General features: G+C 44.5%; 20 protein-coding genes, 1 tRNA gene and 2 pseudogenes. 7 read left to right on the forward strand and 16 right to left on the reverse strand.

Annotated features, from left to right (window positions below; genetic code table 11):
* Window positions 1–74: 74 nt before the first annotated feature.
* The 9 genes from ccmI to ccmA all read right to left on the reverse strand — a co-directional run bounded on the left by ccmI (window position 75) and on the right by ccmA (window position 7,041).
* Complete coding sequence (ccmI, locus tag FOV68_RS05355) at window positions 75–1,286, reverse strand: c-type cytochrome biogenesis protein CcmI (RefSeq protein ID WP_143990431.1); 1,212 nt, start codon at window positions 1,284–1,286, stop codon at window positions 75–77.
* Entirely contained in the window at window positions 1,286–1,738 is a 453-nt protein-coding gene (locus FOV68_RS05360) for a cytochrome c-type biogenesis protein (protein WP_022625093.1), read from the reverse strand. Before FOV68_RS05360 ends, ccmI begins: the two co-directional genes overlap by 1 nt.
* Window positions 1,735–2,292, reverse strand: coding sequence for a DsbE family thiol:disulfide interchange protein (locus tag FOV68_RS05365; protein ID WP_010257920.1), 558 nt, complete (start codon window positions 2,290–2,292; stop codon window positions 1,735–1,737). Before FOV68_RS05365 ends, FOV68_RS05360 begins: the two co-directional genes overlap by 4 nt.
* On the reverse strand, window positions 2,289–4,247 hold the full coding sequence (locus FOV68_RS05370; RefSeq protein ID WP_143990432.1) for a heme lyase CcmF/NrfE family subunit: 1,959 nt from the start codon (window positions 4,245–4,247) through the stop codon (window positions 2,289–2,291). Before FOV68_RS05370 ends, FOV68_RS05365 begins: the two co-directional genes overlap by 4 nt.
* On the reverse strand, window positions 4,244–4,729 hold the full coding sequence (gene ccmE / locus FOV68_RS05375; protein WP_010671430.1) for a cytochrome c maturation protein CcmE: 486 nt from the start codon (window positions 4,727–4,729) through the stop codon (window positions 4,244–4,246). The genes FOV68_RS05370 and ccmE overlap by 4 nt, the downstream gene beginning before the upstream one ends.
* On the reverse strand, window positions 4,726–4,959 hold the full coding sequence (gene ccmD, locus FOV68_RS05380; RefSeq protein ID WP_010257916.1) for a heme exporter protein CcmD: 234 nt from the start codon (window positions 4,957–4,959) through the stop codon (window positions 4,726–4,728). The genes ccmE and ccmD overlap by 4 nt, the downstream gene beginning before the upstream one ends.
* Window positions 4,956–5,696, reverse strand: a complete 741-nt coding sequence (locus tag FOV68_RS05385; protein WP_010257913.1) for a heme ABC transporter permease — start codon at window positions 5,694–5,696, stop codon at window positions 4,956–4,958. The genes ccmD and FOV68_RS05385 overlap by 4 nt, the downstream gene beginning before the upstream one ends.
* Before the next feature lie 68 nt (window positions 5,697–5,764).
* Window positions 5,765–6,424 carry a heme exporter protein CcmB gene (ccmB, locus tag FOV68_RS05390; protein ID WP_143790156.1) on the reverse strand — a complete coding sequence of 220 codons (660 nt, stop codon included), beginning with the start codon at window positions 6,422–6,424 and terminating at the stop codon, window positions 5,765–5,767.
* Window positions 6,424–7,041 (reverse strand): cytochrome c biogenesis heme-transporting ATPase CcmA, encoded by a 618-nt coding sequence (gene ccmA / locus FOV68_RS05395; protein WP_069025243.1) that lies wholly within the window; start codon window positions 7,039–7,041, stop codon window positions 6,424–6,426. Before ccmA ends, ccmB begins: the two co-directional genes overlap by 1 nt.
* Window positions 7,042–7,283: 242 nt before the next feature.
* Here ccmA and FOV68_RS05400 point away from each other — a divergent pair, with 242 nt between their 5' ends.
* The 3 genes from FOV68_RS05400 to FOV68_RS05410 all read left to right on the forward strand — a co-directional run bounded on the left by FOV68_RS05400 (window position 7,284) and on the right by FOV68_RS05410 (window position 10,034).
* Window positions 7,284–8,219 carry a formate/nitrite transporter family protein gene (locus FOV68_RS05400; protein ID WP_143990433.1) on the forward strand — a complete coding sequence of 312 codons (936 nt, stop codon included), beginning with the start codon at window positions 7,284–7,286 and terminating at the stop codon, window positions 8,217–8,219.
* Between the two features lie 295 nt (window positions 8,220–8,514).
* Window positions 8,515–8,589: transfer RNA gene (locus FOV68_RS05405), tRNA-Arg, on the forward strand.
* Window positions 8,590–8,768: 179 nt separating this feature from the next.
* Window positions 8,769–10,034, forward strand: a complete 1,266-nt coding sequence (locus tag FOV68_RS05410) for an integrase arm-type DNA-binding domain-containing protein (RefSeq protein ID WP_143990434.1) — start codon at window positions 8,769–8,771, stop codon at window positions 10,032–10,034.
* 58 nt (window positions 10,035–10,092) lie between these two features.
* Here FOV68_RS05410 and FOV68_RS05415 read toward each other — a convergent pair whose 3' ends face one another.
* The 5 genes from FOV68_RS05415 to FOV68_RS05430 all read right to left on the reverse strand — a co-directional run bounded on the left by FOV68_RS05415 (window position 10,093) and on the right by FOV68_RS05430 (window position 15,522).
* Entirely contained in the window at window positions 10,093–11,262 is a 1,170-nt protein-coding gene (locus FOV68_RS05415; RefSeq protein WP_182686631.1) for a S8 family serine peptidase, read from the reverse strand.
* A complete protein-coding gene (locus tag FOV68_RS05420) occupies window positions 11,259–13,106 on the reverse strand; it encodes an ABC transporter ATP-binding protein (protein WP_143990436.1) in 1,848 nt (615 codons plus the stop codon). Before FOV68_RS05420 ends, FOV68_RS05415 begins: the two co-directional genes overlap by 4 nt.
* A 69-nt stretch (window positions 13,107–13,175) precedes the next feature.
* Entirely contained in the window at window positions 13,176–13,349 is a 174-nt protein-coding gene (locus FOV68_RS23970) for a hypothetical protein (protein ID WP_155740523.1), read from the reverse strand.
* 38 nt (window positions 13,350–13,387) lie between these two features.
* Window positions 13,388–14,710 carry a radical SAM/SPASM domain-containing protein gene (locus FOV68_RS05425; protein WP_063880370.1) on the reverse strand — a complete coding sequence of 441 codons (1,323 nt, stop codon included), beginning with the start codon at window positions 14,708–14,710 and terminating at the stop codon, window positions 13,388–13,390.
* 17 nt (window positions 14,711–14,727) lie between these two features.
* The gene (locus FOV68_RS05430) at window positions 14,728–15,522 is read right to left on the reverse strand and encodes a hypothetical protein (RefSeq protein WP_143990437.1); all 795 of its coding nucleotides are present in this window, start codon (window positions 15,520–15,522) and stop codon (window positions 14,728–14,730) included.
* A 452-nt stretch (window positions 15,523–15,974) separates the two neighbouring features.
* On the opposite strand from FOV68_RS05430, the pseudogene FOV68_RS05435 reads away from it, so the two are divergent.
* Window positions 15,975–17,301 (forward strand): annotated as a pseudogene (locus FOV68_RS05435) (sugar porter family MFS transporter).
* A gap of 53 nt (window positions 17,302–17,354) precedes the next feature.
* Window positions 17,355–17,551, forward strand: a pseudogene (locus FOV68_RS24290) (integrase); the annotation flags it as partial.
* Between the two features lie 253 nt (window positions 17,552–17,804).
* Here the strand turns inward: FOV68_RS24290 and FOV68_RS05440 are convergent.
* Together FOV68_RS05440 and FOV68_RS24295 are read right to left on the reverse strand one after the other, a co-directional pair.
* A complete protein-coding gene (locus FOV68_RS05440) occupies window positions 17,805–18,524 on the reverse strand; it encodes a hypothetical protein (RefSeq protein ID WP_222104188.1) in 720 nt (239 codons plus the stop codon).
* A gap of 533 nt (window positions 18,525–19,057) precedes the next feature.
* Complete coding sequence (locus FOV68_RS24295) at window positions 19,058–19,186, reverse strand: hypothetical protein (RefSeq protein WP_004170286.1); 129 nt, start codon at window positions 19,184–19,186, stop codon at window positions 19,058–19,060.
* A 783-nt stretch (window positions 19,187–19,969) separates the two neighbouring features.
* On the opposite strand from FOV68_RS24295, the gene FOV68_RS05445 reads away from it, so the two are divergent.
* Together FOV68_RS05445 and FOV68_RS05450 are read left to right on the forward strand one after the other, a co-directional pair.
* Window positions 19,970–25,483, forward strand: a complete 5,514-nt coding sequence (locus FOV68_RS05445; RefSeq protein ID WP_143990438.1) for a DUF3320 domain-containing protein — start codon at window positions 19,970–19,972, stop codon at window positions 25,481–25,483.
* A gap of 137 nt (window positions 25,484–25,620) precedes the next feature.
* A complete protein-coding gene (locus FOV68_RS05450; RefSeq protein WP_143990439.1) occupies window positions 25,621–26,787 on the forward strand; it encodes a restriction endonuclease in 1,167 nt (388 codons plus the stop codon).
* The last annotated feature ends 72 nt before the right edge of the window (window positions 26,788–26,859 follow it).

The raw sequence follows: 26,859 nt of genomic DNA on the forward strand, positions 1-26,859 counted from the left end.
TGAGCATAGCTGACTTTGTGCCAGAGGCAGCAGGCAATGGCACCCATCATCCTGAACGCGGTCAGTTGATGCGTTCAGGGAAGCTGCTGATTAATCTCTACTGCAATCGGCTGATGCCCATCCCAGGGCGTCACTGCGCTCAGGCCCAGCCAGTCACCCGGCCGGGGATTAGCGCTGCCATCGCGGGAGATTCGCACCCGGACCTCGACCTGATGCTGCGCCGAAAGCAGGCGATCCGGCATCATGGCGTTGCTGTCATCCAGCGACAGCGACAGCGGGAAGTGACTGAGCGGCATCCGCTTAACAGCCACCGGCACCGGTGAAGCACCGTCAGAAACCGAAATATACAACACTCCGTCCTGCGGTAACATTTTTTCTGCCTTAGGTGCCAGCGTCACGGTCAGCGCCAGTTGACGACTCTGTTGCCCGGCGGCACTTCTGGCCTTTTCGATGCTGCGGGCGATCATCGCGTGTCGCGAATCACCGGCCGGCAACAGACCCAGCAGGGTCTGCCATGCGTCGATAGCCTGATCATATTGCTGCTGTCCGTAAGCATTAAATGCCAGCAGGCTCAGCGTACGCAGGTTTTGCGGATCCGCTTTAAGCAATGCCTGCAGCAGCAGTGACGCCTGACGGTTATCCTGCGGATCAGGGGATCGCGTCAGGACTTCGGCATAATCCTGTTTTAGCGCCAGATCGTTGGGAGCAAGCTGTAGCGCATGCTCAAATGCCTGGCTGGCGATATCGGCATTATTCAGCACCATGCCGAGCCGTCCCAGCATCGTCCAGTCAGCCAGATTATCCGGTTCCGTTTGCAACGCGGTACGCAATCCGAGCTGTAAACGCGCCAGCTCCTCCATGCTCAGCGGTTTAGCGCCAGGATCCATCAGTCGGGCACGCAGCTCAGGATACGCCTGCTGCACCTGCTTCCAGCCCGTGAGCTGTGCCAGGCCACCGGTTTTCAGGTAAGTCCCCAGCGATACCCCAATCAGCACGATCAGGCCTGGCAGCAAAATCCAGCGGCTGCTGCTGTGTGACTTCATCGTCTGTGCCGGTGGAATATCCGCCAGCAGTGCCTGCTGTAACTCCCGCTCCATTAGCGGACGCTCAGCGACGACGCCCTGATCTTCATCCTGCGCCAGCTCATCTATCCGCTGGTGGTAGAAGCGCTGATTAAGGCGATCGCGATCGCCTGTGCTGGCCTGACGTTGCCGCCAGCCCGCCGCCATAAACAGCGTACAGGCCGCCAGCAGTAACAGAAAAAGGGTGATCCAAAATGCACTCATTACGGCTTCCTGTCTGACTTCAGTAGCGCATTAAGACGCTGTTGCTCATCTTCATCCAGCTCACTGCGGGTTTTTCGCTGACGGCTGCGCAGGATAATCACCGCGCCGCCCAGCAGCGCAAACAGCGCCGGACCAGCCCACAAAACCAGGGTTGAGGGCGTGACCGGTGGCGAATAGCTGACGAAATTGCCGTAACGCGCCACCATATAGTCGATGATCTGCTGGCGACTCTGGCCCTGTTTCATCAGCTGATAGACTTTCAGCCGCATATCGGCGGCAATCATGGCATTTGAGTCGGCGATGCTGTTGTTCTGGCACTTCGGACACCGCAGTGAAGCGGTCAGGTCGCGGTATTGTTCTTCCTGGGCCACCGAGTCAAATTGCAGAGTGTCGATGCTTGCCCACAAGTTGATGCTGAACAGCAAGCCGCAGAGCAGTAACAGCGTTCTCATGATCCCGCCTCCGCGCTGTATTTCACCCACAAGGGTTTCACTTCCTGATCCCAGACGCGCGCATTGAGATCGCCCGCGTGGCGATAACGGATGATCCCTTTACCGTCGATCAGAAAGGTTTCCGGCGCGCCATAGACGCCGAGATCCAGTCCCAGCATACCGTTGCCATCATAGAGGCTCAGTGCGTAAGGGTTACCCAGCGTATTCAGCCAGTTAACCGCCTTGTGACGATCGTCTTTGTAGTTCAGCCCGACGACGCGAATGCCCTGCTCCGCCAGCGTATTCAGATACTGATGCTCGGCGCGACAGGTCGGACACCAGGTCGCCCAGACGTTCAGCAATATCGGTTTGCCATCTGTCAGCACGCGCTGGTCGTAGGTTTTGCCTGGCTGATCGAGTGCTTCAAGCCGGAACAGCGGCACCGGCTTACCGATCAGAGCGGATTCGAGACGGGTCGGATCGTCGCCATCGGCATTACGTGTCAGCTGCCACAGCAGCGCCGCCGCCAGCAACAGAAACAGCATCAGGGGAATAAACAGGATTTTCTTGTTCATGTCCGCTCCTCAATTCCCGCTTTTTTGCGCGAGCGATAACGGGGATCAAACAGGCAGAACAGCCCACCCAGCGCCATCAGCGCGCCACCGAACCAGATCCAGCGGACAAAGGGTTTGTAGTAGATGCGCACGGCCCAGCCGCCATCCTCCAGCTCTTCGCCCAGCGCCGCATAGAGATCGCGGCTGAAACCCCCATCGATCGCCGCTTCGGTCATCATGGTGCGGGCGGCCGTATAAAAGCGTTTCTCTGCCTGCAGCGTCGCTTCGTGTTTGCCGTTGCGCGTGACATCGATGATGCCCATGCCACCGCTGTAGTTAGGCCCCTGCAGATTCTGCACGCCGCGGAAGACAAAGTGATAGTGATGAATATCAATGCTTTCACCCGCCTTCATCCGCACATCGCGTTCCACGCTGTACTGGGTACTGAACGCAATCCCAATCACCGTCACCCCCACACCAAGATGGCCCAGTACCATGCCCCAGTGACTGCGCGACAGGTGACGTAAACCGGCAAAGAACGGATGACGGTGAGTGGCGCGCTCATGCAGTTCCAGCAGCGTCAGCACGATAATCCAGAGTGACATCAGCAGGCCAACCACGGTCATCGCCTCAATGCGATCCTGTAGCCACCAGGGAATAATCATGGAACATGCCAGAGTCACGATCAGCGCCAGCGCCAGCCGTTTTGCCAGCTTCTGCGGTTCATCGCGACGCCAGCGCACCAGCGGTCCGATCCCCATCAGCAGCGCAAACGGCGCCATCAGCCAGCTGAACATGGTATTGAAGAACGGCTCACCGACCGAAATGCTGCCCAGGCCCAGTTGCTTGTGCACCAGCGGCAATAGCGTGCCGAGCAGAACCACCAGCATCGCGGCAATCAGCAGCACGTTATTACCCAGCAAAAACGATTCGCGCGACCAGGTTTCATTCTGCACCCGGCCACGTACCTGCCCGCCTTTAATCGCGTAGAGCAGGAGCGAACTGCCGATAACAATCACCAGAAACGCGAGGATAAACATCCCGCGTGCCGGATCGGAGGCGAAGGAATGCACCGACACCAGCACCCCGGATCGCACCAGGAACGTCCCCAGCAGGCTCAGCGAAAACGCGGTAATCGCCAGCAGCACGGTCCAGGCCTTAAAGGTGCCTCGCTTTTCTGTGACCGCCAGCGAGTGCATCAGAGCGGTGCCTGCCAGCCACGGCATAAACGACGCATTTTCAACCGGGTCCCAGAACCACCAGCCGCCCCAGCCCAGCTCGTAATAGGCCCAGGCCGAGCCAAGGACGATACCAATCGTCAGAAAGACCCAGGCCGCCGTGGTCCAGGGACGCGACCAGCGCGCCCAGGCCGTATCCAGCCGTCCGGCCATCAGCGAGGCGATAGCAAAGGCAAACGCCACCGAAAAGCCGACATAGCCCATATAGAGCAGCGGCGGATGGAAGATCAGGCCGATATCCTGCAGCATCGGATTCAGGTCGTGCCCGTCTATCGGAAAGTCCGGCAGCGTGCGGCCAAATGGATTCGAGGTCAGCAGGATAAACAGCAGGAAGCCGAGATTGATCATCCCCATGACCGCCAGCACGCGTGCCAGCGCATCCTGCGGCATACCGCGACTGAATATCGCCACCGCCAATGTCCAGGTGCTGAGCAGCAACACCCACAACAGCAGCGATCCTTCATGCGCGCCCCAGGTGGCGGCAATGCGATAATAAACCGGGAGCAGACTGTTGGAGTTTGTAACGACATAGGCAACGGTAAAATCGTTGCTGATAAAGGCCCAGACCAGCAGCGCAAAAGCCGCCGCGATGCAGATAAACAGACCGCAGGCCAGCGGACGCGCCATCGCCATCAGACGGGCATCCTGGCGCACTGCGCCCCACAGCGGATAGCTGCTCAGCAGCAGGGAGAGCCCCAGCGCCAGACAGAGCAGAAAAGTACCAATCTCGGGCATCATGATGATTTATTTCCCGCCTGATACAGCGACTGCGGGCCGGTGTGATTACTCTTCATCGCGTCTTCAATCTCCGGCGGCGTATATTTCTCATCATGTTTCGCCAGCACTTCTTTGGCGATTACCTGGTTGCCCGCCGCCAGCACGCCCTGTGCGACGACGCCCTGCCCTTCACGAAACAGATCCGGCAGGATGCCTTCAAAACTGACGCTGACCACGCCGCGGGCATCATAAAGTTTGAACGACACGGCAAGCGTATTCGGATCGCGCCGGACGCTGCCGGGCATCACCATGCCGCCGACGCGCAGGCGCTGGCCCGCTTCGGGCTTCTCGTGCGCCTCGCCTTTGCCGTAGAGGATTTCACCTGGGGTATAGAACAGATCGATGTTTGAGCGCAGCGCATACATCACCAGCGCGGTGGCCAGGCCGAGGCCGAGCAGAATCGCCACTGCCGCATAGAGGCGGTTGCGTCGACGGGTATTCACAATGTCTCTCCTGCCGCTTCAGCCGCGGCTTTTTTAGATTTCGCTGCCCGGATGCGGCGTTCCCGCGCGTCGCGCTGGCGGATCTCAGCCAGCAGGCGGCGGCGCAGCAACAGGGTATGCAGCGTCAGCCCGACAAGCGGAATCAGCGTGCAGGCAACTGCAAGCCAGACATAGAAGGCGTAGCCTCCCATCTCAAAGAAAGCGTGCCAGGAGGAAAAGGCGGGTGTCATGCCTGCTCTCCCCGCTTCGCCACATCAATCGCCCAGGGACGATGACGTTCGGTTAACAGAATCAGGTTGCGCAGCCGCATCAGGGTCAGCGTGATAAACACCAGCAGATAACCGATGATTGCCCAGCGCAGCGGCGTTCGCATCACCGGCGCAATCGCCTGCTGGAGAATGCCCGACGAGCCCTGATGCAGGGTATTCCACCACTGCACTGAGAAGTGAATGATCGGCAGATTAACTACGCCGACCAGGATGAGAACACCCGCGGCCCGCCCTGCGGTGCGACGGTCATCAAAAGCATGCCAGAGCGCAATCACGCCCATATAGAGGAACAGCAGCACCAGCTCCGAAGTGAGGCGTGCATCCCAGATCCACCAGGTCCCCCACATCGGCTTACCCCATGCGGATCCGGTGACCAGCGCAATAAAGGTAAAGACCGCGCCCACCGGTGCCATGGCGGCAGAAACCAGATCGGCCATTTTCATCTGCCACACCAGGCCGATAAAGGCGGCGATGGCCATCGAGGCATAAATGCCCATCGACCACATCGCGGCGGGCACATGAATGTACATGATGCGGAAACTGTCGCCCTGCTGATAGTCAGCGGGAGCAAATCCAAAGCCCCAGGCCCAGCCCAGCAGCAACGCCGCCAGCCCTGAGATGGCGAACCACGGCACCAGTCGCCCCGAAAACTGATAGAGCCGTTCGGGCCTGGCCAGCTGATGTAACGCTTTCCACATATCAAATGCTCACATTAACGATAAAAGAGTGTTGCCGCGTCTTTTACGCGCGGTTATTTCAACGGCTGTTATTGCAAAGTAATTCTTAGCGCTGCCGCCGTGGCAAACGGGGAGAGCGTGGCGCTGCCCAGCAGCATCGCGCCGAGAATCGCCAGATAGCCACTAATCGGCAATCCCTGACTGGCCGCCTCCATCGCCGCACTGGCGAAGATCAAGACCGGAATAGCCAGCGGCAGCACCAGCAGGCTAAGCAGTACGCCACCACGCCGTAAACCCACCGTTAGACCTACACCAATGGCACCGAGAAAACTCAGGGTTGGCGTGCCGAGCAGCAGCGTCAAAGCCATCGCCCGCCAGCCATTAAAATCCAGTGACAGCAGCAGCGCGGCCAGCGGCGACAGGATTATCAGCGGCACGCCTGTGACCAGCCAGTGCGCCACTACTTTGCCGATAACCGTTACCGGGAGCGGCGTCGGTAGCAGTACCAGTTGCTCCAGCGAACCATCGCTGAAGTCATCGCGAAACAGCCGCTCCAGCGCCAGCAGCGACGCCAGCAGCGCGGCAACCCAGGCTACGCCCGGTGCAATGCGCGCCAGCTGTTGCGGGTCAGGTCCGATGCCCAGCGGAAACAGGGTAATAACAATCAGGAAAAACCAGAGCGGATTGATCACATCAGCCCCGCTGCGAAAGGCGATGCGTAATTCACGCTGGATGAGGCGAAACAGCATCAGCCTGCCTCCCCGTCGCCGAGGCGAATTTTACGCACCCGCGCAGCATCCGCGGGCAAATCCTGATGGGTTGTCAGGATCACTGCGCCACCGTTATCGGCATGCCGGGCGAATTTCGCCATTAATTTTTTAACACCCGCTTTGTCGATGGCGGTCAGCGGCTCGTCGAGAATCCATATGCGGGCCTGGCTGAGCCACAGCCGCGCCAGCGCTACCCGACGCTGCTGGCCCGCCGATAACCGGCTAACCGGCACCTCTTCGTCGCCCGTGAGATCGACGCTTTCCAGCGCAGCAAAGATCTGCGCATCACTGCAATCAGGATGGTAGAAACGCAGGTTTTCCAGCGGTGTAAGCACGCCTTTGACACCGGGATGATGGCCCAGATAGAGCATCGCCTGATGCCAGGCTTCGCGCTGCCGCAGGATTGGCTGCTGCTGCCAGCGTATTTCACCCTGTTCAGGACGGCTCAGGCCAGCCAGCAGCCGCAAGAGTGAGGTCTTACCGGCACCATTAGGGCCTTCAATCTGCACAATGTCGCCTGCAGAGACGCAAAATGAGAGCTGCCGGAACAGCGCACGTTCGTCGTATGCACAAGTGAGCGTAATGATTTCCAACATCGAGGGGGGAATCGCACCAGCTAAAAGTGGCCGGGATATTACCACAATGTTGCTGTGGGCCGAAGTGTGAGCCAGCGCTCAGTTTCGATGCCATGGGTTTATTCGTGCGGTATCGCCCGCAGTCTGAATAAAAATGCAGTTCCGAAAAACGTTGTTACTCTTATTCGCATCAATCGTTACATTATCGGCAAATAAAAAACGGCTACGCTTATTACGCGACAGCACTATCACCAGGAGAAAATATGAAGCCTTCATCAGGTAATGAACAGGGTCCTAACGACGTCGAGAGTGAAGAGAAGGATAAAGGCACTGACATCGAAGTCGATGAAGAAGCTTTACCCTCCCGCGCCGCCGCCATCCATGAAGAGATCCGCCAGGATGGGGAAAAGGAGCTGGAGCGCGATGGTATGGCGCTGCTCTGGTCAGCCATTGCGGCGGGCTTATCCATGGGTGCCTCGCTGATGGCGAAGGGGATATTTCAGGTGCATCTGGATGGCGTACCAGGGGCGTTCCTGCTTGAAAACCTGGGTTATACCTTTGGTTTTGTTATCGTCATCATGGCGCGTCAGCAGCTGTTTACCGAAAATACCGTTACGGCAGTCCTGCCGGTAATGCACAAACCGACCTGGAGTAATGGCGCTCTGCTATTACGTTTATGGGGCATCGTCTTGCTGGGTAACCTGATCGGTACGGCACTGGGTGCGCTGGCGTTTAATGAGATGCCGATATTTGACGAAGCTACCCGTCAGGCGTTTACCAACATCAGTATGAAGGTGATGGAAAATACGCCCGGCGAGATGTTTGCCAATGCAGTGATCTCCGGCTGGATTATCGCCACCATGGTCTGGATGTTCCCCTCGGCGGGCGGCGCCAAACTGCTGGTGATTGTGATGATGACCTGGCTGGTTGCGCTGGGTGATCTGGCGCATATCGTGGTGGGATCGGTGGAAGTGCTCTATCTGGTCTTTAATGGCAGCATCAGCTGGTATGAATTCTTCTGGCCGTTTGCCCTGCCGACGCTGCTCGGCAACATTACCGGCGGCACGCTGATTTTTGCCCTGATCAGCCACGCGCAGATCCGCAACGACATGAGTGAAGCTGCTGTGGCTAAAGCGAAGGCTGAGAAGAAGAAGCAGGAGAAACGTCGCCAGCGTGAAGAGCAGGAAGGCGCTGAGTAAGAGGAAAGGCAGACAGTTCACCCTGTCTGCTTTTCATGTCTGTTTGCTGAAGCCGATTTGCCAGGCGGGCGTCTGAAAAACGTTTACTGGAAGTGTCTGCTGCAAAGAGGGAGTGAAGATTTTAGAGTCGGGGTGCCGCTTCAGTCTGGATGACATCCCGGACTTCAGTACAGCTGTTTCCGCTTTCTGCACGTAACGTTAGCGCGTGCAGAAAACCGGAATTGCTGGCGGAATGAGCAAACGGACGGCGACGTAGTGAATCTCCTGGCCTGTTTGCGCTATACTGCGCGCCGCTGTCCTCTTAGTTAAATGGATATAACGAGCCCCTCCTAAGGGCTAGTTGCAGGTTCGATTCCTGCAGGGGACACCAAATGCTAGTCTCTCAACGTATCTCAAAGTCTACTTTACCCATTCCATTCAGTCACTTAACTAAACCCGATAGTCCACCTGCGTCTCCATCGGGCTCACAAAATCCACAGTGTCATGTTGGTACAATTGTTGGTATGTTTGGTTCGATAATGCAGATACCATCAGCCGGGGATTTTTACTATGCCGCTCACTGAGTTAAAGGTAAGAAATGCTAAGGCTGCTGTGAAGCCGGTCAAGATGACAGACGGTAATGGTATGCATCTTTTGATTACCCCACACGGTTCCAAATACTGGCGTTTTCAGTATCGCTTTGGTAGCAAACAAAAGATTCTTGCTCTCGGTGTTTATCCTGAGGTCACGTTATCGGAAGCCCGACGCAGAAGAGACGAAGCTAGGCAACTCGTGGCAAATGGCGTTGATCCAAGTGAAAAACGCAAAGCTGATAAGGTCGAGATCAAAGGGCTGCTGACATTTGAAAAGGTTGCACGAGATTGGCATTCCAGTAACAGGACCTGGTCGGAAAACCACAGAACTACTGTGTTAAGCAGTCTTGAAAGTCATTTATTCCCTATTATTGGCAATCGTAATATCACAGAACTCAAAACCCGTGACTTACTGATTCCACTAAAAAGGGCTGAAGCAACAGGTCACCTCGAACTCGCTTCACGTCTTCAACAACGCATAACTGCGATCATGAGATATGCTGTCCACAATGCATTGATTGAGCAAAATCCTGCCTATGACCTCGCTGGTGCTGTAATTTCTAAAAAAAGTATTCACCGCCCTGCCCTTCCTTTAGAACGGTTACCAGAGCTCATGCAACGCATTGAAGCTTACAGAGGCAAAGGCATAACACAGATTGCGACCCAGCTTACACTCCTGACATTTGTACGTTCGAGTGAATTAAGATTTGCACGTTGGTCAGAGGTAGATTTCAAAAACTCACTATGGACTATACCCGCAGAGCGACAAGCACTCATTGGGGTTAGATATTCAGCAAGAGGGGCAAAAATGAAAAGCCCTCATCTGGTGCCTTTAAGCAAACAATCTAAAAAATTGTTGTTACAGCTACATGCAATCAGTGGTGGCAAAGATCTCATGTTCATCGGATTTAGTAATGACGACAAACCGATCAGTGAAAACACAGTCAACAAAGCCCTTAGAACCATGGGATACAATACCCAAACTGAAGTTTGTGGGCATGGTTTCAGGACTATGGCTTGCAGTGCATTGATTGAATCCGGGCTTTGGTCAAGAGACGCCGTAGAGAGGCAAATGAGCCACCAAGAGCGTAACAGCGTTAGGGCAGCTTACATCCATAAAGCCGAGCATTTAGAAGAGCGGAAACTTATGCTGCAGTGGTGGGCTGACTATCTGGAAGCTTGTAAAGAAGAAGCACAAACACCTTTTTACTTCTCAAAAAAATCCCAATCTACAGGGACGTAATTTTTTTGATAGTTTTTAATTAATAAGCATAAAACACTTAGAGTTACTAAATTCTAATTCAGACAGTTATTCTTCCTGCACCATAAAATACATCAAAGAGGTCAGGATATTTTTCTTCTTTTCCAAAAATAAACTCATGCCTTACCTGCTCGTGCAGATTTATAACCATAGATTCAAAGCTTGAATAGTTTTTATTTAAATCTCTAGAAGCCTTATTTTTTAAATTGTTAGCTATTTCAATTGCTGTTTGGTTCATTGAGAGCGATAAATTTAGTGCTGCAACACCAGCCGCTACCGCGCAAGCTCCGCTTGTGCCTTTAAAATTATGCGTATATTTCTTCAGGTCTGCGGAGAGCGTGGTAAGACCTAAGTTTTTAATTTCTCCATTTGAAGAATAGGCATCATGTGATGGAGCACAAAGATCGATACCAGGTCCAAAACAAGAATAAGATGCTTTCTCATAAAAAGGGCTAATAGCTGATACAACTAATACATTGCTGAGGGTACTTAGATTATTGCTAAAATGAGATGAAAACTTCGGTTCACCATTAATATTTTGTGAGTATACTATCTTTTTATCCCCGTCATAGTTAATAGGGCAATTACTATTACCAGCTGACCACAAAAAAAGCACACCTTTACCTCTTCTCCCTCCTTGAGAGGATAAAGAAGAGATCAAATCAATACTTTCATTATTAAGAATAAAATCAGGAAGCTTTGACCATGTATTTACGAATATATCAACTTTATCCGAGAGAGCCTTAACAAACTGCTGAAATCCAGATTGGTTTATGATAAATCTGTTATCGTAAGGCCATCGGATCGGTAAAATCTTTACCGTAGGGGCAATACCTACAGGAAGGCTATTGCTCAATGGCCCAGCTATCAGACCACAAATTGCCGTTCCGTGCTTGAATTTATCAGAGAAAACTCTATCAGCTTTCGATTTATCTTTAGTTATATTAAGCTTACCGTTTTCAATGTAAGTAAATGCTTCAATATTATCTGAGTAATCATTACTAAAATTGTCAATCAAACACCCATCATCAGCTACTGCAACAACTATGTCACTATCACCAAAAGACTGATTTGAATTCCAATAATATTCAGCATTAACTGAACATAAAGAGCCTGATGTAAAAGAGGGATGCTTACCATGCAAGTGCCATTGGTGATCATAAAGAAGATTATCTTTTAAAAGAGAATTAAGGGCATCAAATGATTTCACTGAGCATCCTCCAGAGATACAGTTTCATTTTCCCAATGCTGTTTATATTCTTTACAACCTATCAAAAGTTCATGGTGCTTCCCTTCCGCGAATACACTACCATTTTTTATGAAAATCACTTTATCCATATCATTAATGATATCAACACTATGAGATATACATATTACTGTTTTATTCGAAAAAAAGTTTTTGAGATTTTCCAAAACTTTCGCTTTGGTATTTGGATCTAATGCTGAAGTTACTTCATCAAGTAAGAGAACATTATGTTTTTTAATTAAACCACGAGCTATATTTAACCTCTGCAATTGCCCACCCGACAAAGTAGAACCTTTATTCCCAATTTTTGTATTTAAAAGAGAGGTGAAACTTTCTTTTTCATTCATAAGGTCTTGCAAACAAACCGAACTCAGAACATGCTCAATTTCATTAATAGATAAGCTTTCCTTAGAAGTGCAAATATTATACAAAACCGTATCATCAAAGAAATTTGCGTCCTGAGATACATATGAAATGTTCTCTCTTAGACTTGAGGTATTCAAATCATCCAATTCAGATGTATTAATCAATATAGAGCCATCACTTTCATAATCATATAATCCTAACAACAACTTTAAAATCGTTGATTTGCCACACCCTGTAGCACCGACTAAACCTACCTTTTCTCCTTTTTTAATTTTGAAGTTAATTTCTTTCAAGACCAGCTTTTCGCCGTGTTTCATTGAGACGTTTTTAAACTCAATCAATTCGATATTATTTAAACAGTGATAACCTTCTTTTTCTTTTTCATTCTTTATCAGTGTGTTTAAGCTTGTATTGAATAAAGCATATGCACGAAACAAAGCAGTGAATTGGTCCATTAATGTCGAAAAAAGTCCCTCCAGTTTAAATACCAATGCGTACACAACAGCCACTTCACCTGAAGAAATACCTTTTGAAATCCATAGAAACAAGATCATCAGTGTTATGATAGCCATTATGAGTGAACTTGTAATAATCATTATCGTCTCTGATCTCGTAATTGACCTTAAATACAAAGCAGATTTATTTATAAAATCCTTTAGTGAAACCACTATCCTGTTAGATTCATTTACATCATTGTATTTAGAAAATAACTTCAGAGTTAAAACGTTATTGAAACTATCGCTAATTACTCCATTGACGTTCACGGATTGATTTGCCGACTCACGAGCTAGTTGTTTTGTTTTAGGAACATAAACTTTAGCAATAAAGAAAATCGCGAGCATCCACGTGAAAATTGGAGCAAGCAAATACAGGTTAATCGACGCCATAACAGAGAAGGAGAATATAAAAAAAGCGGTTGTAACCCAAATATTCTGGAAGAACAGAGAAGACATTTCATTGACAGCCTGACCAGCCTGCCAAATAGAAGATGTTATTTTACCAGGATTATTACTGTCAAAAAAAACCATCTTATTTTTCAAGGTTTCTTTGTAGAGCTGAACTCGAACTAATGCACTTAATTTCGAGTAAACTGCTTGATTTATTGTTAGTAAATTTAAGCACCTTAATAGAGGCCTAATAAACAAAAGCATTGCCAAGAAAAGAATAATAAAAATCTGGTTATCGCTTAATGCTTTAATGATAGTATCGCGATCCCGACTAACCTCACTAATCAGATCAACAAGCTTTCCTGAAGAGTGAATTATAAAAACCTCACAACCAGAACATAATAAACCAAGTATGAAAAGTGAAGAAGCTAAAATCTTATGTTCTAATGCAAGTTTAATTAACACTCTTAAAGAATTCTTTTCTTTTAGAAAACCATTATCCTCTTCAAATGGCTTAATAAAGCTCTCAAATTTTTTTAAAATAGAAGTTAGCATTTTCTATCCTTATTTAAGCAACAGCGAAAAAGCGCTGTTGCTTATCCCTATTGATAATTAAGATTTCATTTAGAAGTGTCCACCGACACCCGGTCCGCCACCACCAGCGCCTACGGCACAGCAAAGGAACTCAAAATTACCTTCTTCATCTTCAGGATGTTTTGAAATAAAAGTAATTTCAACATCTTCATCCTCTAGATTAATATTTTTCTCACTTTGATGCAATTTCGAATCAAGACTCATTTTACTCTCCTTTGATTGGAAAAAACACTACTCACACATCATTCCGCCAGAGACTGCTGTACTCCAAATTTTAGCAATTCCCTGGTGATATGACATATCGGGCCATGCTCGGCTATGCCATTCTTATCGTAACGTGCAGACAAGCATCCTGAGGCACAACTCCATCTGGCAAAACATTTAGAACAATCACTAAATGAAGTATTATTAATTTGCCTTAAAGAATTAACTTTTTTCACATCAAACTTAAAGTCATTGTCTTTGAATGTCCCAACATGGAACAGGTCATAACCTTCATTTTCGCTTCGACTATATCTATGACAACCTGCGACTTCACCTTTGGGAGTAACAGCGAACTCTACATTACAAAAACGGCCCCCCCTGCGATCAACGTTACCCATTAGCTTGTTTGTGACATTGATGCCATTTTCTTTAGCTAAAAAATATGCTTTTTTAAATTGATCTATGAACTCTTGTTGTTTGGGCTTTGAAAGTTCACTATCAGTCGCTCGGCCAATCTCAGCCATTGGTTCCATGCGAACTTCCTTGGCAGAGGTATAGTCCCTAATATATTCGACCATTTCGACTAACCGTCCTGTTGATTCGCTAGATAGAGTCGTCCTGAAATGATAAGGAACACCATGCTTAGTTAATAATTCGCTTGTTCTAAGTAGCGCTTTTTGTGAACTTTTTCCATTAGGGAAAGGACGGTTCAGTTGAAGATCGGGTAATACATCAAATGATAAAGTTACAAAGTCGATATTTTTTTTGAGCCACTTTGCCTTTTCGTCATTGATTAAGACTCCATTAGTTATTAACCTGATATAAGTATTAACACCAGCCTCGTCAGCTTTATACTTTATGTAATTATTTATCCATACAATCAATTCCCATTCCGTAGTAGGTTCTCCACCTCCAAGGTACCTGAACTCTGCGGTGTGACTATGGATTGATTTTGCATTCTCAATAGCAATGTCTACAGCCTTTTTAGCTATTTCTTTGCTCATTGCTTCACTCTTCTCACCTGTGGCCCTGGCATAACAATAGCTACAAGCCAGATTACATGTTTCAGTGAGTAGCAAAGTGGCCTCAAACGGTTTAAATTCCTCAAGATCTTCTATTACAGGTAATTGCTTAATGTGTTCTCCAATAACATTCCACTTGGACAGTTTTTTTATTATCGGATGATTTATTTCTTCAGCATCCAGATTAACATGATTTGCAAGCTTTTCAATTAATGGTAAAGAAGCCTTACTACTTTTAAAAGCTATACCTCTTAAAGGCAGATGAGAGTATATAAGCCCATCATCTCCTTCAAAGTGATACATGGGTGTATTCAATACTTTATGCTCTGATGAACTCATAACTCACCTCACTCTATCTAAAGTAATATAGTTTTTAATTTCTCTTTAAGTTCTTCTTCTAACTTTATTTCTTGCGTATTTCCTTTATCAAGAAAATTTGAGTGCCTTTTATTAAGAAGTCGATGCAAGTGGTAGTGAGATGGTTTCTTGATTAAGATTAATTTCATTCCATCGGGAAATTCAACACCACAATGTCTTGTTTCATTCGCATACTTATCTGAAACTAATTTGGATTTGCTGAATTTAAGGTTTAACTCTTTCTTCCAGACTCTTATGTGTGGATTAATTAGCTTCTTGCCATACATGTCTTTGTACATTTTTGAATTTACAATATAAGACGATCTAGAATTCAATGTATAGCATTCAGTCATTATGGCTTGGTGTTCAGCATAATCTGTGCAGATTCTCTCATAAAAAGAAAGATCATAAACATCATCCGCATCATGTTGCATAACCCAATCAACATCTTTTTTGTACAAAATGTCTAAGGCAGCATTGCGAGCTGATATCTGATCATAACCCCCATCTCGGATCGAAGTTTCATAACCAGAACCATAGTTCCCACATTTAATTTCGAACTTATGCGAAAAACGCTCTAATAATTCCAAAGAGGCAAAATTTTGATTTATGTTTCCATTATCAGTGATCAAAATAAGAATGTTAGAAACAAATTCAGAGCGTGCTGCAAAAGATAGTGTTTTAAAAGCCAGCAATAGCTCATTACTACTGACCGTGCAAAAAATCCCTACAGAACACCCATACTTAGCTTGCTTACAATATGCTGGATCATTATTAATGATGTGTTCACTCACTACTCACCTCCATGGAATTCCAAGAAGCTAACTCATCAGTAACGTGAAAGGTTAAAATCAACCTAACACTACTTTTGTGAAGTTATATTCATCAGAAATGTTTCAGAATAGGAGGTTAGTATGTAATTTTGTTAATTTTATGTTGCGTGTAAAACTTTGCATTAGCTCTGGACTATAAAAAAAATCACTATTTATGTATGGACACTCCACCATTAAACAGAATTTTCAACTACAAATTTTATTTTTATTTATTAGCTAAATAGGTTTTCCATATTAATAAGTTACATTTATTAAAATCTTAATACTCCTCTATATTTTGCTAATAATTCAAAAAAATATATTTATCATGCTAATTATACATGTTTTAGTAATCAAGAATTTCGTTTCTGTATTTGAATGAAGTTTCCAGATTATTGCTCACATGCGAGTGAAAATTCACATCATGCCGTCTCATACGAGATGTGTTGTCCAGTCAAAACAATGAATGTCTTTTTGTATCCATAACAGCAGCTCTCGCTGGGCTTCTCCTTGGACTTGATATAGGTATTATCTCAAGTGCCCTGCCACTCTGGTAGCCGCGATTGGAGCAATCTGTAACGGCTGGGTTTCACATAGACTGGGAAAAAAGTACAGCCTTATGGCGGGAGCCATACTCTTCATAATGGGTTCCCTTGGATCAGCCTTCGCCATAAGTGTTGAAGCTCTGCTTACATTCAGGGTTTTACTCGGACTGGCCGTTGGTATCGCCTCCTATACCGCCCCTCTCTACCTGTCAGAGATGGCAACAGAGAATGTACGTGGAAAAATGATTAGTCTTTACCAGCTCATGATCACCTTTGGTATTGTCGTAGCTTTCCTTTCGGATACAGCATTCAGTTACAGTGGCAACTGGCGGGCAATGCTGGGTGTTCTCGCTATACCAGCAGTTGTACTTTTCGTCATGGTTATTTTCCTGCCCAACAGCCCCCGCTGGCTGGCTTCAAAAGGTCTGCATGTTGAGGCGGAAGAAGTTCTGCGAATGCTTCGTGATACCTCAGAGAAAGCCAGACAGGAACTGAACGAGATAAGGGAAAGCCTTCGTATGAAGCAAGGGGGGTTTTTTCTGTTCAGGCAAAACAGGAATGTGAGACGCGCCGTCTACCTTGGTATGTTGCTGCAGGGCATGCAACAGTTCACGGGTATGAACATCATCATGTATTACGCTCCTCAGATTTTCAAATGGCTGGTTTCCAGAGCACACAGGAGCAGATGGTTGCAACCATAGTAGTTGGCCTGACCTTCATGTTTGCTAACTTCATTGCGGTCTTCACCGTTGATAAAACGGGAAGGAAGCCAATCCTTAAAATTGGATTCAGTGTAATGGCATTCGCCACTATGGTTCTGGGCTACTGCCTCATGAAAGCGGGTCATGAAAATATCAGTTCCGGTCTGTCATGGGTGTCAGTGGGTATGACAATGTTGTGTATAGGTGGCTATGCCATGAGTGCTGCCCCGGTGGTCTGGATACTGTGTTCAGGGATACAGCCTCTGAAATGCTGGGACTTCGGGATTACCTGCTCAACGACTACTAACTGGGTTGCCAACATGATATTCGGAGCAACCTTCCTGTCACTTCTGGGAAGTATTGAGCCTGCAGGAACGTTCTGGCTGTATACCGGCTTCAACCTGATCTTTATCGTGATAACTTTTCTCCTGATTCCCGAAACCAAAGGAGTCACTCTTAAGCATATCGAAAAGAATCTTATGTCTGGCAAGAAGCTACGTGATTTAGGTCAATAAATTTCATTTTTTAATAAAAGCCAGTAAATAGTGACTGGCTTTTTTTGCATTGAACCATGGCTCGTAGTGCATTAATTGAATCCGAACTTTGGTTAAGACACCCTGTAGAGAGACAAATAAGCCATCAAGAGCGCAATAGCGTTTGGGAAGCTTACATCCATAAACCAGAATATTTAGAAGAGCGAAACTCATGTTGCAATGGTGGGCTGACTATCTGGAAGCCTGTAGGGTGAGAACGCTAACGCCCTAAAACTTTTCTAAAAAAGCTATGCATTAATTCCTAAAATCACTTGGGTTAAAATGGGCCTACCCCTAATGATTCGAACATTCTGATTAGCTTCATATTTCATTATCATTTTATGTGTTCTATTGAAATACCCCCCTTAAAACATCTTTAATACTAGGCAGTTAAAATTCAGTGTATTGTTAAAAACACTAATATTTTATATATTAGTGTTAAAATAAAATAATCTTATATCATGCAAGATAAAGACTCAGAAGAATTACTGATCATTTGAATTTTTTTGGCGATGTGCACGGAAGCGTTCTTCAAAAAAAACCATTATACCAGGATAGTGCTTCCTATTAAGCGAGTAATTGTGATTACCTAATTTAGGGAAAACATAAGCATAGTTAGCATTTTTCATAGAGTTCTCAGAAAAAATATGATGGCCGCTTAACCAATCGTTGACAGCTTTCTCTACTTTTTCAGGACATACCTCAGTATCACCAACCTCTTCGTTAAGAACTTCATTTACTGGTATATAGGGAACAATAAATGTTACAGCAAATCGACGATACGCTTCCTTTTTACTCAAGTCTCCAGAATCCTCCCAAGCCCTTCGCATCGCACGAGCAATATAAGTATTGCCATCGGAACGAGACCCAATAGACTGCACAGTTTGCTTTGCTTCAATTGCAAAACTACTGTTTGGGGACTGAACAAACAAATCACAACGACCATGGCGCAGATACCCGCTATCAACCCCAGGTACAAGAGTGCGGTAACGCTTCATCGTAGAAAACTCTTCCAAAGCGAGCCAATTTTTCAGCGTCCATGCGGCTCCAGCCAAAACACTTAGCGAAGCCCTTTCATTATACCACCATGGGTTATCGTACTCATTAGTTGAGGTATAACGTATGATGGCATTAATCCAAGCATTTAGAAGGTTTTGTAACTCATCATCACTTTTATAAACCTGAATTGCTTTAATAGTTTTCACTTATTTTAAGCCTTGCATCTAAAAATTAACGATAATTTTATTATTTAAAAAACCAAAATCGATATAAAATATTATTTATATGGTTAACTAAAGGTCAATAAGCAACCACCTCTTCTTGTGGAATTTTGAAATGCAATCTTTATGGCTTAACTGACGACAAAACGTGAAAGTTGTGTGCTGCCACCTCAGCTAAAAAAATAAAAATCTGGATACTCATATACTGGGAAAGGCCTCCAGGAAGATTACCAAAATATTTTTCAGGAAGAGTATTTTTATTAAACCACTAAGATAACTGGATTCAATGCGATAACAAAGTTGATTTTAACGATTTCTTTCGGACCACTACATTTACATATTCGTAGGCATAACTCACTCCTGAAGGAAAAAATCAATCTAAGAAAAGAACATAACCTTCATCGATAAATAATAAGTTAGGCCTTTGTTAAAAAAATCCACATAATCATCTAAATTTTTATTATACTTTAAACAAAAAAAGCCCCGCAAGGCTTTTAATTGTTACTAGTTAGAAATTACTAAGGTTTGGAATTTTTACTAGGTTTTACCTTTGGGTTATTTCCCGGAGTTTTTTTGTTATCACGTTGACGCTGATCAGGTTGTCCTGTTGAATCAGCAATTCGTTTCGGACCAGGCTTAAGTGCCATAGAAATTCTCCTGTGAATGTTTGAAAAGGAACCCTTCTGTTCAAAATATGATCAATAGTTGGCTATATCAAGAGATCTTTTGACAAACTGATAGGGATTTGATCAAGGTCTAATTTTTAAGAGTTCATAGCAAGATGAACATAGATACAACTAATGCTAAATCTCGTTCTGACCGAGATACTTTCTGAGTGTCGTATTGCTTGGCTGGAGGGTTACACTCGAATCCAGCCGGGTTTAGACACATAATCTGAGTAGTGAATAAACATTACTGGAGTCATACGTAAATCGCTTCAAGCACTATTAACAGTATTTAAAAGTCACCAATCATAATTCTATAATAAAATCAAGTGCTTGTGCAGATTAACTTTAGTTATATCTGGAAACCAGTTCTTGGTAGCCACCTAAAGCATTCAATAGATTACCTAATAATGTACCTGTACCTACATTAGGCTTAAAATTTTCTAAGCCCAACCAAACCTTTTTCACAACGTTATGCTGTGTGGGTATAAATTACCTGCAACTGGGCTACCTATTTTCTGACCTTTAAAGCACCAAAGCATCAATCTTACTTATATCAAACTCCTTTCACCTTAGCTATGGCTTTAACGGCCTTATTTAAGCACATGATTTTTAAGAAGTAAAAAATAACAACCAATATTAATTAGAAAATTCTTAATTTTCACGCTGAAACATTCTAATATGTACAGAAAAATTGCAGTGATTTAAAGCTATTAGCATAACTCACTGATTAACTGATAAATTTTCAATTCAAGGTTATGCGTAATGGACGAAATTGAAGGCTCGCTTTACAAAAACTCCAATCTGTCACTCAGCCAGAAACTTGAAAAGTCGCGAGCAGAGTTACTCGATCTGACAGCTAGAAATCGTTTACTTAACATACCAAAATCAAAGACTACAAAATTTTTGGAAGTAGTTAATGAAAGATCTGACATTTTGTTCAAGATGCTTTTTGAAGAAGGCAAGCCGTTCACTTTTCTTCATGGTCGAGAAGATAAAAAAACAGATGAAAGCAATGAGAACAATGAGACAGACTCAGAGTCCGAAGATATTATTTTCTTAGATGACTCCGAAACCAACCACAATGATACAAAACTCCAGACCAAGCTCACGCCAAAGACATTACAAAAAAAGTTATTAGATTTATATTATGACTCAAAGACCCTTGAAGAAGAACAAGGCGTAAACATCCTGTTTCTATCGCTAGGATCGCTTAAATGGATAGATCCTAATAACAAAGCAAACATACGGCATGCCCCTCTTTTATTGTTGCCAATTGAATTAATGCGAGCTAAAGCAGGAGAACGCTTTAAAATTAAAGTCAGGGATGAGGACATCATTAGCAACCTGTCGCTTGAGACATTCCTCAGCCGTGTTCACCAAATCACCCTACCTCCCCTGAGTATCGATGAAGATTTTTCTTTAACGAATTACTTCGCAGAGATAAAACAAGCTGTATCATTGAAAGAAAGCTGGGAAGTATTAGAAAATGAAGTCAATCTAGGTCTGTTCTCCTACGCTAAATTTATGATGTATACAGATTTAGATCCTGATAACTGGCCTTCAGATTCAAAGATCACAGATCAGGAATCAATAAAGTGTCTTTTAGAAACAGGCTTCTCTGGTGGAGAGTTAATCTCTGACGACATTGTAATTGACTCAGTCATCCCCCCACGAGAAATGCTTCATATTTTGGACAGTGATAGCTCACAGACTCTTGCCATTCACGAAGTACGTAATGGTAAAAGCTTGGTTATTCAGGGTCCTCCAGGAACTGGTAAATCTCAGACAATCGCAAACATCATAGCTTCAGCTGTAGCAGACGGTAAAAAAGTATTGTTTGTAGCTGAAAAGATGGCGGCCCTTGAAGTAGTTAAGCGCAGACTTGATCAGGCGGGTGTTGGAGATGCTTGTTTAGAGCTACATAGCAATAAAACCAACAAAAGAGCATTCCTTGAAGAACTGAAGCGAGTCTGGGAACTCGGTTCACCTCGGGGAGAATTTCCAGATACATTAGTCAATAATCTCACAGAAAGCCGAGATATCCTCAACAATCACCCGGCAAGAATTCATAAAACGTACATGCCATCTGGCTTAACGCCATACAAGGTTATGGCGCAACTGGTACGTCTCAGACAATCAGGTTTTGATCCTAATGATTATAAGCTTAGCGGTTATGAATCATGGAGTAACGACGATTTCGCCAAAAGACATGCACTTATTGATGAATTAATTGAGAGGATAAGTGATATTGGCATTCCTGATTCGCACCCATGGAATGGTATCGATAGAACTGAGATACTTCCTAGTGAAGTTGAAAGACTCACTGCCTCATTAACGAACCTGAAGTCTGAACTTTCAGATTCTATTGAAGAGTCTATCAATCTTTCTAAACTTACCAATGAAGCCTATCATATAGGCTCATTAAAAGAGTTACAGGAATTCATTCTAATAGCTGAATTAATTAACTCAGCGCCTAATTTATCACCTGAATCATTAAGTTCGCCATTATGGGCCACTTCTAAAGATGAGACAAAGACGTTAATTGAAACTGGATTCTCATTTAAAGAACTCTACAGCAAGCTTGAAAAAGAATTACATGCAGACAAATTCAACACCGAGGTCGCCAGCCTTTCAGAAGATTATCGTAAATTACCTGTAGATATTAATATTAATGCTTTTACTACTGCCTATAAACTGAAGACACTTACACCTAGAATCTTAAAAGAGTCTTCCAGATTGCAGCAGGAGTTGGGTTCTAAAATCGGATTCTCGAATTTAAGTGAGATTGAAAGTCTCATTGAGTTGGGTGAAAGTATTACTCAAGCTCCAAATGTGAGTCCAGAAGCATTCATTGCCACTGTCTGGGAAGGTGGTATTGATAAAGCGGCAAGTCTGGTTGCAGATATTAAACAGCTTAGTATTTATAAATTAAAAATCAATCTCATCTTTGTTGAAAAGGCGTGGGAAACAGATGTAGAAAGCACACGAAACAGCCTTGAAAACAACACTGGCGCTTTTAAATTCCTTAATAGCGAATGGCGAAAGTCGAAAAAGCTTACCCTTTCATTGATAAATGATAAAGGTTTGACGATCCCTCAGCAGGTTGAGTACCTCGATCTGTTGACAAAAGCACAGAAATTGAGAAAATCCATCATTGATTTGAATGAGTTTGGACAGTCTGCATTTGGTTCAGACTGGCGAGGTGAGAATAGCGATAGTGAATTGCTGAAATCACTTGTCGAATGGATGCGTACCTTACGTGGTATCAACTCTGAGGCCCGAATAATTGCAAGTCGCCTCTCCAACAAAGACGCCTTAGCATATCAAGTGAGTCAGCTTAAAAAACTCACTCATGAAGTTTTAGGTGAAAGCCGTATTCTTTGGGATTCATTAGGAGCCACGCCAGAAGAGTTTTTTGATAACTATTACTCCGTTAAAAGCATTCCACTAGAATCACTTCTTGTAAAGTCTGAAGTGCTAAGCACTATGGACTCCGCGTATAAAGATGTTTTCGTCAAAAATGAACCCTCTGTTTCTGATCGTATTGAATTGTTGAGTTTGTTATCAAACGCCCAGCAAAAAATGAATATCATTCATACTTTCGATAATTTAGCTCAGTCAACCATGTATCCATTATGGTTGAAAGAAAACAGTGACTGGGATCTGTTACTTCAATCTCACTCATGGATTGAATTAAATAACGACCTAAGAATCTTAGCGTCTAAAATAGATGACAGACAGGGTTTAGTTGATAAATCCCGAAGCTTGAGTGAGTCTATTCAAGCGCAGTTTGCCAAACTCACATCAGTGTTTACTTCGCTTAGATCTTCCTATGGATCAATTTTCAAAAATGAAAATATTCATGAAATACTATTTAATCCAGTCTATGACAAGATTACTCTTTGGATAGATAATTCTGAACAACTTTCAAAATGGGTTGCCTGGCAAAACCGTGTAGAGCTGGCGAGAACATTTGGTATTTATCCATTAATCTCCGATTTGAGTAGTGGAGTTCTTTCCCCTGAACGTTTAGCGGGTACTTTTGACAGAACTTATTTCGACTCAATTCTGTCTGTAATGGTCGAAGATGAGCCAGAACTGGCTCGTTTTGATGGTGATTTGCATTCAAGAAGAGTAGCAAGCTTCGCTGAAATGGATCTGCGAAGAATAAAAGCTTCGAGTTTTGAAGTTGTAAGAGCTCACCACAGAGCAATTCCCTCTAAAGTTGGCGTAGGCCCTGTGGGTGTACTGCGGGGTGAGATGGCACGCAAACGTGGCCATATGGCGATTCGACAGCTCATGACAAAAGCTGGTGCAGCTATTCAGGCCTTAAAGCCAGTTATGATGATGAGCCCTCTGTCAGTTGCCCAGTTTTTAGTACCAGGTAAGCAGTCGTTTGATTTACTGGTAATGGATGAAGCCAGTCAGATCCAACCTGTAGATGCATTAGGAGCTATTGCACGAAGTAAGCAGATGGTCGTTGTCGGAGACGAACGTCAGTTACCTCCAACTTCTTTCTTCGCCAAAATGACAGGTTCCGCAGATGAGCAGGATGATGACGAGTCAGCACAAGTGGCGGACATTGAGAGCATACTTGGACTTTTTGTTGCCAGAGGGTTGCCTCAAAAAATGCTTCGCTGGCATTACAGAAGCCGCCACCAGTCATTGATTGCTGTGTCAAATAGCCAGTTTTATGAAAACAAACTTTTTATAGTTCCCAGCCCCTATACACAAGAAGCAGGTATGGGCCTAAGTTTCCATAAAGTTGAAGATGGCGTATTCGAATCTGGAAGCAATGCAAACGAAGCAAAACGCGTAGCAACAGCAATTCTCGAACATGCAAGAAGCCATCCTCATTTATCTTTAGGTGTTGCTACCTTTTCTGTTACCCAGAGAAAGCGTATTCAGGACGAGCTTGAAGTGCTTCGCAGGTTGAACCCTGAGTTCGAGGACTTTTTCTATGCACACCCAAGCGAACCGTTTTTTGTAAAAAACCTTGAAAACATTCAGGGTGACGAACGCGACGTCATTATCATTTCTGTTGGATATGCCAGAAATCCACAAAACTACATGGCAATGAGATTTGGTCCTCTTGGAGCAGAGGGTGGTGAAAGACGCCTGAACGTTCTTATCAGTCGAGCCAAAAGGCGTTGCGAAGTTTATGCCTCAATCACTGACGAAGATATCGATCTTGAAAGAGCTAAAGGTAGAGGTGTCTTCGCTTTTAAACTTTTCCTGCAATATGCAAGAACAGGACGCTTGTCAGTTGCAGAACAAAGTGGCCGTTCAATGGACAGTGTGTTCGAAGAACAGGTTGCAAATGCTCTTCAAAAAGAAGGCTTCCAGGTCCACCCTCAAGTTGGTATAGCAGGCTTCTTTATTGATTTAGCCATTGCCGACCCTGATATGCCGGGTCGCTACCTTATCGGGATTGAATGCGATGGTATGACATACCACTCTTCCCGTTCTTCAAGAGAACGAGATCGCCTACGTCAGGCAGTGCTTGAGGACCATGGTTGGATCATTCATAGGATTTGGAGCACGGATTGGTTCCAGCGCCCCGAAGAGCAACTACAGAAAACTCTCTCTGCTATTCAGGCGGCTAAGAAAGAGCTCGAAAATCGTTCTGAAACTTCTCTATCTCGGTCAAGAGCTGTACCTGTCGAGATAGTGACAGTTGAAAGAGAGACTGTCACAGAGATTGGTCTTGAGACAATTGAAGGCAGTTTCAATGAAACTGTGGCATATGTTGAGGCGGTTCCTGACGTTGACACAAGATTCCAGATTCATGAAACCCCAGTTGGCGTTCTCGCTAAGATAGTTGAGCAAATTGTTCTTGTGGAAGCCCCAATACATGTGAATGAAGTCATCACTCGTGTCAGGTCAGCATGGGGTTTACAACGTGCAGGGGCCCGTATTGAAGCCATTGTTAAAGATGCAATAAAAATTACAACCTCAAATTCCTCATTTTGCCTGGAAGATGACTTTTTATACAATGATAGTCTTTCAATCACATTGAGAGACAGAACGAATGTTAAATCAGCAGGATTAAGAAAGTCGGAAAACATATCTAATAAGGAAATGGAGGCAGGAATCATTGAGATTATCAATAAAAGCTTCGGTGCTACCCAGGACGAGTTGGTCAATTCTGTATCAAGGGCCATGGGCTTCAAGGCTACAAGTGGTACTTTAAAAGGAATTATCACATCCGTTATTCAAAAAATGGAAAGTGATAATAAAATAATTTATAAATCACCAATGTATTATATTATATAATACTTATTTAGTGGCTTGCACTCCAAGCGCCACTAAATACATAGAGAGTTGAGACACAAGAATATTATTCTCGTGTCTCACTTAATAAAAAGACTCAGTTAACTCACGGTTTTTACGAATAATATGGACAACCCTTTATGATTTATCAATGTTATTCATGTAGTAAGACATCTTTTGAAATTATTTGCCCATGGTGCTCTGGCGGAGTTCCAACGGCGACAAAATCATGGGGTACAAAAACACACATCCCCATAACCTCAGAAGAAATGATACCTCTTAACCCTTCTTTTTATCCAGAATTTCAATATCAATCAAAAGGAGTTATAAAAGACCTGTTCGGGAAAAAGAAAGAGCAATCCCAACTCAATAGCCTCCTTCAAAATGTTCTAGATAAATATGCAACGTTTAAGGATCCTTACTTCACAAATTTCATTTACACGACAAAATTTTCACATGATAAGCGTTCAGAGAATAATGTCACTGAAGACAAAAGTACCTACTCTGATTTTATTTTGTTTCGCGAAGTACTTGTTCGAAAGGGTTTTGATGAGTTAGAAGAGCTGCCAATGCTTTTGGACAAGCTTTTACTTACCACATCATTCAACGCTTTATATAGTGGATTTGCGAATGAGATCAAAAGGCATATCAAACCTACATTAACAGAATCTTTAAAATCATGGATTGAAGAAGCAGGAACAACATTTCGAGCGGATCTATCTTTATTTCTATATTTTGTCTGGAACAATAAAATAACCTTCCCTGCATTAGATTTCAACGAGAATGCTCAAAACACTCCAGGCACACCATTAATAACGATTGATAATGTTAGAAAATATACATCAATCTGTGAAACTATATACTTTGACATTTTAGTCGAAAGATTGGCTACACGTCTTGAGCACTTCAATCCTGATAAATATGTTAATATGTACTCAGTAGATTCGATGAATGGATTTGAATTTGAAGACTTTTTAGTCAAAATATTCCAGACTCTCGGATATGATGTTAAAGAAACAAAGAGAACCCAAGATCAGGGTGCAGATTTATTCGTCACTCGTTTCGATAAAAACATTGTTATCCAAGCAAAAAACTATTCTGGCTCAGTTGGTAACTCAGCAGTACAACAAGCTATCTCCGCTAAAGCATTTTACTCATGTGACGAAGCAATGGTTATTACAAATTCATATTTCACTAATTCGGCGAAAGAACTTGCAGAATCAGCGAAAGTTCGCTTAGTTGACAGAAATGAACTGCAAAATTATCTTGAGGATTATAATCAAAAAATAATTGAAAACTTTTCTTAGTTTGGTCCCATCTCTTAGGTCTAAAATATATAAACATCACCTTTGATCAATACAATTCCATTATAAAGGAAA

It is taken from the genome of Pantoea sp. paga (assembly GCF_007558755.1).
GTDB classification, from domain to species: Bacteria; Pseudomonadota; Gammaproteobacteria; order Enterobacterales; family Enterobacteriaceae; genus Pantoea; species Pantoea agglomerans.

Coding starts and splice junctions, on each gene's coding strand:
- ccmI (WP_143990431.1), bottom strand. CDS start 1,286: ATGAGTGCATTTTGGATCACCCTTTTTCTGTTACTGCTGGCGGCCTGT.
- FOV68_RS05360 (WP_022625093.1), bottom strand. CDS start 1,738: ATGAGAACGCTGTTACTGCTCTGCGGCTTGCTGTTCAGCATCAACTTG.
- FOV68_RS05365 (WP_010257920.1), bottom strand. CDS start 2,292: ATGAACAAGAAAATCCTGTTTATTCCCCTGATGCTGTTTCTGTTGCTG.
- FOV68_RS05370 (WP_143990432.1), bottom strand. CDS start 4,247: ATGATGCCCGAGATTGGTACTTTTCTGCTCTGTCTGGCGCTGGGGCTC.
- ccmD (WP_010257916.1), bottom strand. CDS start 4,959: ATGACACCCGCCTTTTCCTCCTGGCACGCTTTCTTTGAGATGGGAGGC.
- FOV68_RS05385 (WP_010257913.1), bottom strand. CDS start 5,696: ATGTGGAAAGCGTTACATCAGCTGGCCAGGCCCGAACGGCTCTATCAG.
- ccmB (WP_143790156.1), bottom strand. CDS start 6,424: ATGCTGTTTCGCCTCATCCAGCGTGAATTACGCATCGCCTTTCGCAGC.
- ccmA (WP_069025243.1), bottom strand. CDS start 7,041: ATGTTGGAAATCATTACGCTCACTTGTGCATACGACGAACGTGCGCTG.
- FOV68_RS05400 (WP_143990433.1), top strand. CDS start 7,284: ATGAAGCCTTCATCAGGTAATGAACAGGGTCCTAACGACGTCGAGAGT.
- FOV68_RS05410 (WP_143990434.1), top strand. CDS start 8,769: ATGCCGCTCACTGAGTTAAAGGTAAGAAATGCTAAGGCTGCTGTGAAG.
- FOV68_RS05420 (WP_143990436.1), bottom strand. CDS start 13,106: ATGCTAACTTCTATTTTAAAAAAATTTGAGAGCTTTATTAAGCCATTT.
- FOV68_RS23970 (WP_155740523.1), bottom strand. CDS start 13,349: ATGAGTCTTGATTCGAAATTGCATCAAAGTGAGAAAAATATTAATCTA.
- FOV68_RS05425 (WP_063880370.1), bottom strand. CDS start 14,710: ATGAGTTCATCAGAGCATAAAGTATTGAATACACCCATGTATCACTTT.
- FOV68_RS24295 (WP_004170286.1), bottom strand. CDS start 19,186: ATGGCACTTAAGCCTGGTCCGAAACGAATTGCTGATTCAACAGGACAA.
- FOV68_RS05445 (WP_143990438.1), top strand. CDS start 19,970: ATGGACGAAATTGAAGGCTCGCTTTACAAAAACTCCAATCTGTCACTC.
- FOV68_RS05450 (WP_143990439.1), top strand. CDS start 25,621: ATGATTTATCAATGTTATTCATGTAGTAAGACATCTTTTGAAATTATT.